Below are 12,255 nucleotides of genomic sequence, written 5' to 3'. Positions count from 1 at the left end.
GAGGATTTATCTCGTTTTCAAACATGAAAGTGGTGCAGGGAATCATCAAAAAAAGGGATGTATGGATCATATATCCATAGAACTAACACCAAAATCAAAGTTGATTTCCAACCATCACGGATTCAGGTCATTTGTTGACGATCCAGCAGTTGCAGTAGTAAGCAAAAATATTAAGAAAATGTTGTCTGATGCCAAAGACTTCTTGACCCAAGCACCGTGGACGATGATTTTCCCTGGATTGGCGATCATGCTGACGGTGCTTGGCTTTAACTTAATGGGCGACGGGCTGCGCGACGCGCTTGACCCGCGGATGAAAAATTGAGACAGGCGGCCTGCTAGGAGCGGCCGCCTGCCGACTTTTCGAGCTGTTTGGCCAATTCGTCATCGTAATGGTAATGGTGAAAACTATCAATTAACTTGTCTAAATGCTCAAGCCGGTCTCCATAATCAATGATGGCGCCGAGTAACGAAAATAGGCGGTAATCGGAAGGTGGCTGCCCGTCGGCGTAAATCATGGAAGCGAGCTGCCCCCGTTCGCGATCGATGCCTTCTGCCCACATGTGATGGGGAAGCGGCTTTGCTTGATGGACAAACTTCAGCAACATTTGCTCGTGATACCCAACCAGGCTGCCAAGGTGCAGGAAGATGGCATGGCGAAACGGGTCGGACAGGCGGCCCAACTCATTCTCAAGGCGGTGGAGCCATTTTAATACGGACAGCGCCCGGTCGGCTGAGGCAATCATTTGCCGGTACAGCACAAGCTTGCGCGACTTTTGGAAGCGTTGGCGTCGAAAATAGGTGCGTTCTTCTTTATACATTAAATACAAGTGCTCCAGTTTCGTCATTTTCTCGTGCAACGTTTCGATCTCGTCCTTTAAGTGATGATGATCGGTCGCCTGCTGTTGACAAAGGCGAATCCATTTCAAAATCGCTTCCGTCTCATCGCGAATTTTTTCGTACAATTTCTTTTCATACTTTGGCGGCAAGAAAATCAAGTTGACAAGAAAGGCGGCGAAAATGCCGAACATAATCGTTAAAAAGCGGATGGCCGCAAATTCGATAAATTGGCGATCCGTGTATTCCATAATGGCAATGACGGTGACAAGCGCCACGGAAATTGTCGACGATTCAAGGCGCATTTTTAGGCAAAGAGCGATCACAACCATGAGCGTCAAGCCGACGACCAGCGGGTCGCGGCCGAGGATAAGAACCGCCGCAATCGCGAACAAGGCGCCGATCACGTTCGCCTGCATTTGTTCGATGAGTGACAAATATGAGCGATAAATGGTTGGCTGCATGGCAAATACAGCGGAAATGCCGGCGAACACCGGTGACGGAAAGTGAAAGAGCGCCGCCAAAAACAAGGCGAGCGCCACCGCGATCCCCGTTTTGAAAATGCGGGCACCGAGCTTCATCTATGGAAACCTCTCCTTTTCCATTTTCGTAGACCATTCAGTACTATACACACTTTTAGATATGAGTGCAAGGAAAAAAATACAACGCCCTGCCGAAATCAGCAGGGCGTGAAGGATCAAAAGGCGATCGGAGCATGTGCATCGCGCCGATTGGAGAGGCGGATTGCCATCTCTTGGAGGAAATGGTCGCCATTCAGCCATTGGGTTCGCCCCGTTGTGGAACGGATGAGCGCCAGCGGCTGGCCGGGAGCGAGCGGTTCAGCATGGCCGCCCTGCGGACGAGAGGCGATGAATACACGGGAGGAATCATCCGTTTTCCAAAGCGCTCCGGCTGTTCCGGCGACCCATACGGCTTCTTGTTCGAAGCTGGCGGCCAAACATGCCGGCAGCTGTCCGATAGACGGCAAGCTGTGTCGTTTGGCCGCGTCGGGCCAAAAGGCAGCTCCGGCTGCCTCGAGCAGGCTGTAACCGTGGTCGTAAATGAGCGTTTCCACAGCGCCAACAGACATTTCCCCGCAATGGACAAGCATGCCGGCTGAACCGAGCCGCTGATGGCAAAAGAAAGACTCCGCCCCATTGGCATAGGCGAACGAAGCGGCTGAGGCGAAAAACGGATGGGATACATCCGGTTCGCGCAACAAATCAGCCAGTGTATATGCTTGATAGATCACATGAGTGTGGCCGAGCGAAGCAACGCGGACGTGCGGCTCGCGTTCCATAGCGGCCGTCAGTCGAAACAAGCGGTCTGATAACGAAAATACATCGCCTGGCAGCATGGCGATTTGCCAAAACAAGGCGCTTTCATCTGCGGATGGCCGGATGGTTTCGAACAGAAGAATGAAGCCGAACTGTTTGCACAATTGGCGAAGGTGCGCCCGAACCCGCTCAGCGTCAGCGGAAGGCGCAACGTGTATATGGCCGACGGTGAAATAGCTGTTTGTTGCAATTTCCGGATTTTGTCCAGCATTCGCGAGTTTTTCCATCCATAGTTTGCGCGGGATGTCCAGCTGAATCGCAGCGTTTCCTTTTGCGCCCCATTGGGCAAGCGCCTGAAGGACAGTTTGGACATGTTCGTTGGTCGGGATGTTCCGCTTTTCCATTGCCGCCAACAGTATGGCGCCGCGTTGGTTCGCTTCGTTTGCCGAACGATATGTACGTTGCTCCATGTATACTTAGGCGCGGTCGGGAGGGCGCTCTCCCCTCGGCGCCGGTCACCTCCTCCACTGCTTGCTGGATGAAAAATACGAGTCTTAATTTTCAGAATTTGATGTTTATCATATCATGCAGGCAGGTGGAAATCAATGACCCTTTCCTGTTCTCCTGCTTTGTTCACAAAATTGTCAACAAATGCAGTGAAAACAAAACAGCGCCTGCCTGACGCGGGCGCTGTTTGACGAGGGGGACGGAGGCGCAAGCGCTTATAGCTGCCGAAACGCCTTGCCGACCGCCTCGATCGTATAGGCGATGTCGTCTTCTGTATGGGCGAGGGTGATAAACCATGCTTCATATTTCGATGGCGCGAGATTGATCCCTTGTTTGAGCATGAGCTTGAAAAATTTCGCAAACAACTCGCCGTCGCTGCGCTGGGCTTGCTTGTAGTTTTCCACCTTTTCGTCCGTGAAGAAGACGGTGAGCGCGCCTTTTAAGCGGTTGACGGTCACCGGCAGGCCGCATTGGCGAGCATGGGCAAGGATGCCCTCTTCCAGCATGGCTCCCAATCGGTCGAGATGCTCATAGACGCCCTCTTGTTTCAACACCTCAAGGCAGGCGATGCCCGCAAGCATCGATGCCGGGTTGCCGGCCATCGTCCCGGCCTGGTACGCCGGTCCGAGCGGAGCGACTTGTTCCATAATGTTCTGGCGTCCGCCGTACGCCCCAATCGGCAGACCGCCGCCAATAATTTTCCCCATCGCCGTCAAGTCGGGCTCCACACCAAGCAAGTTTTGCGCTCCGCCGTACATAAAGCGGAAGGCGGTGATCACTTCGTCGTAAATGACGAGCGCCCCTTCCTTGTGAGCAATCTCATTGATCGCTTCTAAAAAGCCCGGTTTTGGTAGGACGATGCCGAAGTTGCCGACGATCGGCTCAACCAATACGGCGGCGACTTGTTCGCCCCAAACATTCATCGCTTCACGGAATGAGTCGACATCGTTGTATGGCACGGTAATGACTTCTTGGGCGATGCTTTGCGGCACGCCGGCTGAATCCGGCGTCCCCAACGTCGATGGCCCCGAGCCGGCGGCGACAAGTACAAGGTCCGAATGGCCGTGGTAGCAGCCTTCGAATTTGACGATTTTGCTTCGTCCGGTGTAGGCGCGGGCGACGCGGATTGTCGTCATCACCGCTTCCGTCCCCGAGTTGACAAAGCGGACTTTCTCAAGCGACGGAATCGCCTCTTTCAACATCTTCGCAAATGTAATCTCATGCGGCGTCGGCGTGCCGTACAACACACCGGTCTCGGCGGCGCGGCGGATGGCTTCCGCGATGTGCGGATGGGCGTGCCCGGCGATGATCGGTCCGTAGGCGGCCAAGTAGTCGATGTACTTGTTTCCATCCACATCCCAAAAATACGCCCCTTGCGCCCGCTCCATCACGACTGGGGCACCGCCGCCGACCGCTTTGTATGAGCGGGACGGGCTGTTCACCCCGCCAACGATGTGCTGGAGCGCTTCTTCATACAATTGCTCCGATTTTGTCCATTGCATCGCTTCATCCTCCTGTTCCCGATGACTGCCTCTTTATTTTACCATAGCACGCACACTTGTCTGGAAAAACAAAAAAGGTGAAAATAGCAACGATTTATGTATAATTGCAACATAGGAGAAGGGCGGATGACGTCCTTTTTGATGTTGATGTGATGAAGAGGCAGGAGGAGAACGATGAACGCCATCGAAGTAGAACAATTGCGCAAAGAATTTAAAGTGCACAAAAGCCGCTCTGGCCTCGTCGGAGCGTTTCGCGATTTATGGACGCGCCGTTATGCGACCATCCGGGCGGTGGACGGCATTTCGTTTGCGGTCAGGCAAGGAGAGATCGTCGGCTATATTGGCGAAAACGGCGCCGGCAAGTCAACGACGATCAAAATGTTGACCGGCATTTTAACGCCGACATCCGGGCGCATTGTCGTCAACGGGATGAATCCGCATAAAGAGCGGGAGAAATTTGTGCGGACGATCGGCGTCGTCTTCGGCCAGCGCTCGCAATTATGGTGGGACATCGCCGTGCAAGAATCGTTTCGTCTGTTAAAAAAAGTATACCGCGTCCCTGATGAGCAATATCGCCGTCATATGGGCGAAGTCATCGAGATGCTAGACATCGGTCCGCTCCTTGACAAGCCGGTGCGCAAGCTGTCGCTTGGCCAGCGGATGCGCTGCGAGCTCGCCGCCGCCCTCATTCACAACCCGCCGCTGTTGTTTTTGGACGAGCCGACCATCGGTTTGGATGTGCTGGTGAAACTGAACATCCGCCAGTTTTTAAAGCAATTGAATGAACGGTATGGCACGACGATCCTGCTGACGACGCACGATATGTCAGACATTGAAGCGCTTTGCGAGCGGGTGATTATGCTTGATGAAGGGAAAATCATTTATGACGGTTCGCTTGGGCAGTTGAAAGAAAAATGGGGCCAAGGAAAACGGATTTCGTTTACATTTGTTGAAGAAGCCACCCTCGTTGCCTTGCAGGAGCTGACAACTGGATTGGATGTTAATTGGAAACAAGGTGAACAGCCGAACGTTTGGGTGGCGCACGTTCCATCAGGAGGCGTGCCGGAAGTCGTCAGCCGCGTCGCCGCCCGCTATCCACTGCAAGACATCCACATTCATGAAGTGCCGACGGAGGAGATCATCCGCAATATTTATCAAGAAGGTGCGGCTAATGGGTAAGTATGTCGAGATGGTCCGCATCCGCTTTTTAATGATGCTTGCCTACCGGACAAACTATTATACTGGCATTTTGATTTACGCCATTAACATCTCAGCGTATTACTTCCTTTGGTCGGCTATTTATGGCGGCAAATCATCGATGCAAGGGATGTCGCTTGGGCAAATGACGACGTATGTCGCCATTTCCTGGCTGGCGCGGGCGTTTTATTTTAACAACCTTGACCGCGAAATCGCGATGGAAATCCGCGATGGAAAAATAGCGACGGAACTCATCCGTCCGTACAGCTATTTAGGGATGAAAGCGGTGCAAGGGCTTGGCGAAGGGCTGTTCCGCTTGTTCTTCCTATCGTTGCCGGGGTTGCTCGTTGTCTCGCTCTTTTTGCCGCTCGAGTTTCCGGAACACGCCAAAACATGGCTGTCTTTCGGCTTGTCGCTTCTATTCAGCTTTATCATCTTTTCGGAGCTGAACTTGCTTGCGGGAGTCGTGACATTTTTTACGTTCCGAAATGAAGGGCTGCTGAGGGCGAAACGGTTTATTATTGATCTATTTTCCGGTCTGATTTTGCCGTTGTCGTTTTACCCGGATTGGGCGCAACAGCTCATGGCGTATATGCCGTTTCAAGCCATCAGCTACATTCCAAGCATGATCATCACAGAAAGTTTTCAAGGAACTGCTGTCCGTGATGGCCTGCTTCTGCAGGCGGCATGGTGCGTGCTGTTATGGTTTCCGATTGTGCTGTTATGGCGGGTGGCGAAAAAACGGCTCGTTGTGCAAGGGGGGTAGACTTTGTTTTACGTATCGGTTTTTTTTCAATATATGGCCCAGTACATGAAGACAAAATGGCAATACCGCGCGGATTTGCTGATTGAATGGTTGTCCGATTTCATGGCGCAGGCGGTCAACTTGGTGTTCTTGCTCGTCGTGTTTGGCCATACGACGCTGCTTCACGGTTGGTCGCGCGATGAGATGTTGTTTATTTACGGCTTTTTCCTTGTGCCGTACGCCGTATTTGGCGCCTTTTTTAATCTATGGGATTTCAACGAGCGCTACATTGTTCAGGGAGAAATGGATCGCGTGTTGACGCGCCCGGTTCACAGCCTGTTCCAGATCATTTTGGAGCGGATGGAGCTCGAATCGTTGCTTGGCGCTGTGCCCGGGCTGATCATTATGCTGTATGCCGGCAGCCGCTTGTCTCTTTCATTTCATTGGTATGATGTCTTCGTGTTTATTTTGCTTGTGATTGGCGGTGCATTGATTTACGCTGGCATTTTCATTTCACTGGCGACGATCAGTTTTTTTGCCGACGCCCGCACATCCATCATGCCGATGATGTACAACATCAGCAGCTACGGCCGCTATCCGGTCGATATTTATCACCGCGTCATCCGCTATATGTTAACGTGGGTGCTGCCGTTTGCTTTTGTCGGCGTTTATCCAGCTTCGTATTTTCTCCATAAGCAGGAATGGTATGGTTATGCGTTTTTGACCCCGGTTGTCGGCGTGTTGTTTTTCATCATCGCCGTGATGCTCTGGAACGCCGGGGTCAGGAGGTACCGCGGGACGGGGAGCTGAGTGCTCCCGTTGTTTGCCGCGGCGTCTGTCATGAAATGGACAAACAATAGTCAAACAATCGCCACAATCGCGCATGCATCGCGGTGCGCCTTTCGCGTAAAATAGTTTGTGAAAGTGTTCACATTGTATTGAGGGGGATGAATGCAATGAAAAACAACGGTGGAACCCGAGTAGTGGTCATCGGCACCGGGTTTGTCGGCGCCAGTTATGCGTTTGCCTTAATGAATCAAGGGATTGCCGATGAGATCGTGCTCATCGATGCGAATGAAAGCAAGGCCATAGGCGATGCGATGGACTTCAACCATGGGAAAGTATTTGCGCCGAAGCCGGCTGACATTTGGCACGGCGATTACGATGATTGCCGCGATGCCGATTTGGTTGTCATTTGCGCCGGCGCCAACCAAAAACCGGGCGAGACGCGGCTTGATCTTGTGGACAAAAACATTGCCATTTTCCGCTCGATCGTTGAGTCGGTCATGGCATCCGGATTTCAAGGACTGTTTCTCGTCGCCACCAATCCGGTCGACATTTTAACGTACGCGACGTGGAAATTCAGCGGCCTGCCGCATGAGCGGGTGATCGGTTCGGGGACGATTTTAGATACGGCGCGGTTCCGCTTTTTGTTGGGCGAGTATTTCTCTGTCGCTCCGCAAAATGTTCATGCCTATATTATTGGGGAACACGGCGACACTGAACTCCCGGTCTGGAGCCAGGCTGATATCGGCGGCGTGCCGATCCGCAAGCTGGTCGAGTCCAAAGGGGAAGAAGCGCAAAAAGAGCTCGAGCGCATTTTTGTCAATGTGCGCGATGCCGCCTACCAAATTATTGAGAAAAAAGGAGCGACGTACTACGGGATTGCGATGGGGCTTGCCCGCGTGACGCGCGCTATTTTGCATAACGAAAACGCTATTTTGACCGTATCGGCCTACCTCGATGGCCCATATGGGGAGCGCGACGTCTACATCGGCGTGCCGGCTGTCATTAACCGCAATGGCATCCGCGAGGTGATCGAAATTGAATTGAATGATGACGAAAAAAATCGATTCCATCATAGCGCAGCCACATTAAAAAGCGTGCTAGCCCGTTTTTTTACGCGATGAGGCAACAAACGAAAAGTTGTGCCAACAGTCTTTCTCGTCCAAACAGGGGGATGTATGGCTCTGGGGGCGACACGCTGTTCCGATTGGGAAGGCGGCTTATTCCTGCATAATTGTCCGTTTCACGGTGTATATATGAACTACGGACAATTTGTGGAGGGAAGCGAATGGATTACGCATTCCTCGGAGTGGTGATCGCCGTGCTGCTCGGCAGCATCACCTCGCTTTGGACAGCGCGCGTACAAGCAACGCACTGCCTCTCCCTTGACAGTTTATGGGTGCTCGTTCAATGGTATGGGACGATGCTGCTAGGGTTTGCGATGATTTATATGATTTTGCAAGCCAACGGCCATCATGTATTTACTCCGTCACCAAGCAGTGCGGCAGGAAACCGCCTGTCTATGCTGGAAGACAGTCTATATTTAAGCGGCATGACCCTCCTGTCGGTCGGATACGGAGACGTCACCCCGGTCGGCATCGGGCGGTGGATCGCCATCGCCGAGGCGCTGCTTGGCTACATTATGCCTGCTGTCATCGTCACGCGCACGGTATTTGACTGGGATCGCCGTTGACAGTTGCAATTTTCCTCTGTCTTCGTTACGCTAAAAGAAGACATTAAGGAGACGGAGGGAACGCTATGACGATCGCCATTGGCCAGCCAGCTCCAGATTTCACCTTGCCGGCAAGCAACGGGAAAATGGTTTCGCTCTCAGACTTCCGCGGCCAGTATGTCGTCCTTTATTTTTATCCAAAGGATATGACGCCTGGATGCACGACAGAAGCGTGCGATTTTCGCGACCGTCACGAGCAATTCGCCGGACTGAACGCTGTCATTTTAGGGGTGAGCCCGGATCCGGTTGCACGGCATGAAACGTTTATCGAAAAGTACAAACTGCCGTTTTTGCTTCTTTCCGACGAGCGACATGAAGTGGCAGAAATGTACGGAGTGTGGAAGAAAAAGAAAAACTTCGGCAAAGAGTATATGGGGATCGAACGCTCCACGTTCATTATCGCCCCCGATGGGACGTTGGTTCAAGAATGGCGCGGGGTGAAAGTGAAGGGGCACGTCGATGAGGCGCTCGCGGAAGTCGCCCGATTGGCATCGTCTAGGTGAGTGTCCAATCAATCACAACGTTTTTGCGTACAATGCATAGTAACCTCCTCAAATGAAGGAAATGCGGCGGGTGGAAGTGATTCCCACCCCCTTTTTTTTGTTAAAAAGATGGCTGAGCCCATATATTAATGGTATCTATATTGACAAAAGGCATATACTCCTTGTAGACTAATTATAAATATTATAAAATAATAATTTTTTCATCTTATACAGAGAGTGAGGTGCATGACGGTGTCTGCCAACGAGCAACTGAAGGAAGCGCTTGACATGTTGAAAAAGACGGGCATACGCATCACGCCGCAGCGTCATGCGATATTAGAGTATTTGATCACCTCGATGTCCCATCCGACAGCGGATGAAATATACAAAGCGCTGGAAGGGAAATTTCCGAATATGAGCGTAGCGACCGTCTACAATAATTTGCGCGTCTTCAAAGAAATCGGGCTTGTCAAAGAGCTGACATATGGTGATTCATCAAGCCGGTTTGACTTCGTCACTTCCAATCATTATCACGTCATCTGTGAAGAGTGCGGCAAAATTGTCGATTTCCACTATCCAGCGCTTGATGAAGTCGAGCAGCTTGCCGCTCACGTCACCGGCTTTAAGGTCGACCATCATCGCATGGAAGTGTACGGAGTCTGCCCTGACTGTCAAAAAAGCGGGGCGCCGGCGCATTCGGATTAAAAAGCTGATAGCACAAGGCGGCTATCAGCTTTTTCTTTTTTTGTTGTACTTTTCGTCAAACTCTTTTCCTTCCAGTTCGCGGTCTAACGTCAACGGTTCACGGCAAAACATGCATAAATCGACGCGTCCGAGCATTTTTGTCACTTTGCCGCACGACGGGCAAACGACTTGGACGGCTCTCGTCGAGAGTGTTCCGATCCAAAAATATACAATGCCACTGGCGACAAGAAACAACATCCCAAACAACATAAACAACGTCATGATGACCGGGGACGTACGAAAAAACAGCCCAAGATACATGACAATGACACCGATAAAAATCAAGCTTAAGGCGAAAGTGCGAATTTTGTTGATTTTGCTCGAATATTTGATGCTCATCACAGTCCCTCCTACATAGACCACTATACCATAAAACGGGGTCCCATCGCGAAGAAGAAATCAACAAAATCGACGTTTTAAAGAAAGGAATTCCTCGTTTTTTGTCGAATAACGAATGACGCAACAAACGACAGCTTCATGGATGCAAGCATTCTGGTCTTTCTGAAATGAAACAGGTGTTGACAGCATTGTTTGAACATCTGCACAAACGCAATGTGATGATTGATGACGGTGGAAGGGAGGAAAAAACGGTGCAGAAAAAACAGCCGACTCAAAATAGGAACGTATGGTTGTCTGTCAATCGATATGTTGGGATATCTGAGGGATTTGTCCGCCCGGATATCGCGGCCGGCTTTCTGCAACGGACGCGAGGTATGAAAGAATTGCTGCATCCCATCTGTCACGAATGGGCAAACCGCTGCAACACGCACGGAATTTTAATGATTGAAAAAACGGCTTGCCATGCAGCAACAACGGATACGTTTGATGTCGTGCTGCTCGTCATTGTCGACCCGCAAAGCGAGCCTATGCTTCTCAGACAGTATTCACTAAACGAGAAAAAGGCGGTGCTTTATGCAGTCAGTGAACGGCAGTTAAATGAATGGCTTGTTCTCGGGTCACATCGAAAGGCGGTCGACTGGGTGTTCAACGGAACGGTCGTGTTTGACCGAAACGGCTATGTTCAGCAGTTGCGCCAGCGCCTTGAGCAATTCCCGCCTAAAGAACGGCGATTGAAAATGGGACTCGAGTTTGCCAAACTGATCCGCCATTATACAGATGGCAAGGCGCTGTTTGCCGCCAAGCATTGGCTCGACTCATACAACCATATGGTGCAAGCCCTCCATCATTTGGCGCGATTGACCGTAATCAAGCACGGACTTTACCCGGAAGTGACCGTATGGAATCAAGTCAAGCGAATGGATGGAAGGATTTATAAACTGTATGAAGAACTCGTTGGAAGTGAAGAACCGCTTCCGAAACGGCTGGAACTTTTGTTGCTGGCCAGTGAATTTTTGATTCATTCTTACGTAGAATCAGGTTCCTCTCATTTATGCGAAGCGCTGAAAGAAAAAAATGGTGCTTGGAGCATTGAGGAAATGACCGGTCATCCGCAGTTTGCGCCTTACTCGGTTGATCTTGTTATCATGCTTGAGTATCTTGTCGAAAGGAAAGTGCTAACCGTCGTGGAAATGCCGACAAAAGGAAATACAATGCTCGAACGGTATTACACGTTGTAAAAAAAGAATTTTGACGGTCCCCTTCTGCTGATCCCCAAAAATGGAAGGGAGCCGGTGAGAGGATGGATGCTATTAGGAATTTCATTGTGTTTATACAAATGTCAGTTGCCAAGATCATTGAAGGAAGGAGGCAACCCGGCCGAAAAAAGCTCTTGACTTCCTTGTCGAACGATGATATATTTTAAGTCGCTGTCGCGCCGGGAAAATGTTGCGGAGCGGTATGAATAAAAGGCTGTTGACAACGAACAATAAAAATGCTATGATGTAAGGGCCGCTTTAGGAAGCGGAAAACACATTTGCGTTTGAGGGAGTCCAGAGGAGTTGGATTCCTCGGCGCAAGATTGCAACGAAGCAAGTTCAAGAAGAGGTCTCGTTCCTTGAAAACTGAACGAAACGAAGCGCGACGAAAAGCGGAGGTCCGCGGGTCGCCGTGACGGGCAAATGTTCTTCGCCTGCAAGGGTGCTTGCACCCGGAAGGCGAAGGTTATTTGACCCCGAGCGGCGGCGGACCGAAGCTGGACAATACGAAAAGCGGAGGTCCGCATGGGCCGAAGCAAAAGCCAATCAACTTTCTTTGGAGAGTTTGATCCTGGCTCAGGACGAACGCTGGCGGCGTGCCTAATACATGCAAGTCGAGCGGACCAAACGAGGGCTTGCTCTTGTTTGGTCAGCGGCGGACGGGTGAGTAACACGTGGGCAACCTGCCCGCAAGACCGGGATAACTCCGGGAAACCGGAGCTAATACCGGATAACACCGAAGACCGCATGGTCTTCGGTTGAAAGGCGGCCTTTGGGCTGTCACTTGCGGATGGGCCCGCGGCGCATTAGCTAGTTGGTGAGGTAACGGCTCACCAAGGCGACGATGCGTAGCC

At 51.3% G+C, this 12,255-nt stretch carries 12 protein-coding genes, 1 rRNA gene and 1 pseudogene; 10 read left to right on the top strand and 4 right to left on the bottom strand.

Annotated elements, in window-relative coordinates; genetic code table 11:
• Nucleotides 1-322 (top strand): annotated as a pseudogene (locus ETC02_RS17825) (hypothetical protein); the annotation flags it as partial.
• Nucleotides 323-335: 13 nt separating this feature from the next.
• Here the strand turns inward: ETC02_RS17825 and ETC02_RS15220 are convergent.
• The 3 genes from ETC02_RS15220 to ETC02_RS15210 all read right to left on the bottom strand — a co-directional run bounded on the left by ETC02_RS15220 (nt 336) and on the right by ETC02_RS15210 (nt 4,120).
• Complete coding sequence (locus ETC02_RS15220; RefSeq protein ID WP_050368234.1) at nt 336-1,415, bottom strand: FUSC family protein; 1,080 nt, start codon at nt 1,413-1,415, stop codon at nt 336-338.
• A 116-nt stretch (nt 1,416-1,531) separates the two neighbouring features.
• On the bottom strand, nt 1,532-2,581 hold the full coding sequence (locus ETC02_RS15215; RefSeq protein ID WP_050368235.1) for a glutamate synthase: 1,050 nt from the start codon (nt 2,579-2,581) through the stop codon (nt 1,532-1,534).
• 252 nt (nt 2,582-2,833) lie between these two features.
• The gene (locus ETC02_RS15210) at nt 2,834-4,120 is read right to left on the bottom strand and encodes a glutamate-1-semialdehyde 2,1-aminomutase (protein WP_033016710.1); all 1,287 of its coding nucleotides are present in this window, start codon (nt 4,118-4,120) and stop codon (nt 2,834-2,836) included.
• Nucleotides 4,121-4,294: 174 nt separating this feature from the next.
• Between ETC02_RS15210 and ETC02_RS15205 the strand changes: the two genes are divergently transcribed.
• From ETC02_RS15205 to perR, 7 genes are all read left to right on the top strand, one after another.
• Complete coding sequence (locus ETC02_RS15205; RefSeq protein WP_047817807.1) at nt 4,295-5,299, top strand: ABC transporter ATP-binding protein; 1,005 nt, start codon at nt 4,295-4,297, stop codon at nt 5,297-5,299.
• Nucleotides 5,292-6,083, top strand: a complete 792-nt coding sequence (locus ETC02_RS15200) for an ABC transporter permease (RefSeq protein ID WP_050368236.1) — start codon at nt 5,292-5,294, stop codon at nt 6,081-6,083. Before ETC02_RS15205 ends, ETC02_RS15200 begins: the two co-directional genes overlap by 8 nt.
• Before the next feature lie 3 nt (nt 6,084-6,086).
• Nucleotides 6,087-6,872 carry an ABC transporter permease gene (locus ETC02_RS15195; protein ID WP_050368237.1) on the top strand — a complete coding sequence of 262 codons (786 nt, stop codon included), beginning with the start codon at nt 6,087-6,089 and terminating at the stop codon, nt 6,870-6,872.
• A 146-nt stretch (nt 6,873-7,018) separates the two neighbouring features.
• The gene (locus ETC02_RS15190) at nt 7,019-7,972 is read left to right on the top strand and encodes an L-lactate dehydrogenase (RefSeq protein WP_050368238.1); all 954 of its coding nucleotides are present in this window, start codon (nt 7,019-7,021) and stop codon (nt 7,970-7,972) included.
• A 164-nt stretch (nt 7,973-8,136) separates the two neighbouring features.
• A complete protein-coding gene (locus ETC02_RS15185; RefSeq protein ID WP_050368239.1) occupies nt 8,137-8,541 on the top strand; it encodes a potassium channel family protein in 405 nt (134 codons plus the stop codon).
• 65 nt (nt 8,542-8,606) lie between these two features.
• A complete protein-coding gene (bcp, locus tag ETC02_RS15180) occupies nt 8,607-9,083 on the top strand; it encodes a thioredoxin-dependent thiol peroxidase (protein WP_033009906.1) in 477 nt (158 codons plus the stop codon).
• A 225-nt stretch (nt 9,084-9,308) separates the two neighbouring features.
• Nucleotides 9,309-9,767, top strand: a complete 459-nt coding sequence (perR, locus tag ETC02_RS15175; RefSeq protein ID WP_050368240.1) for a peroxide-responsive transcriptional repressor PerR — start codon at nt 9,309-9,311, stop codon at nt 9,765-9,767.
• 24 nt (nt 9,768-9,791) lie between these two features.
• On the opposite strand, the gene ETC02_RS15170 is transcribed toward perR, so the two are convergent.
• The gene (locus ETC02_RS15170) at nt 9,792-10,145 is read right to left on the bottom strand and encodes a YgzB family protein (RefSeq protein ID WP_011229983.1); all 354 of its coding nucleotides are present in this window, start codon (nt 10,143-10,145) and stop codon (nt 9,792-9,794) included.
• 374 nt (nt 10,146-10,519) lie between these two features.
• On the opposite strand from ETC02_RS15170, the gene ETC02_RS15165 reads away from it, so the two are divergent.
• Both ETC02_RS15165 and ETC02_RS15160 read left to right on the top strand, forming a co-directional pair.
• Nucleotides 10,520-11,383 (top strand): nucleotidyltransferase-like protein, encoded by an 864-nt coding sequence (locus ETC02_RS15165; protein WP_050368762.1) that lies wholly within the window; start codon nt 10,520-10,522, stop codon nt 11,381-11,383.
• A gap of 571 nt (nt 11,384-11,954) precedes the next feature.
• Nucleotides 11,955-12,255, top strand: a 16S ribosomal RNA gene (locus ETC02_RS15160); the annotation flags it as partial.

The sequence above is a fragment of the Geobacillus sp. DSP4a genome (assembly GCF_013096875.1).
GTDB lineage: Bacteria > Bacillota > Bacilli > Bacillales > Anoxybacillaceae > Geobacillus > Geobacillus thermophilus.
This window is presented reverse-complemented; position numbering and strand designations above follow the sequence as displayed.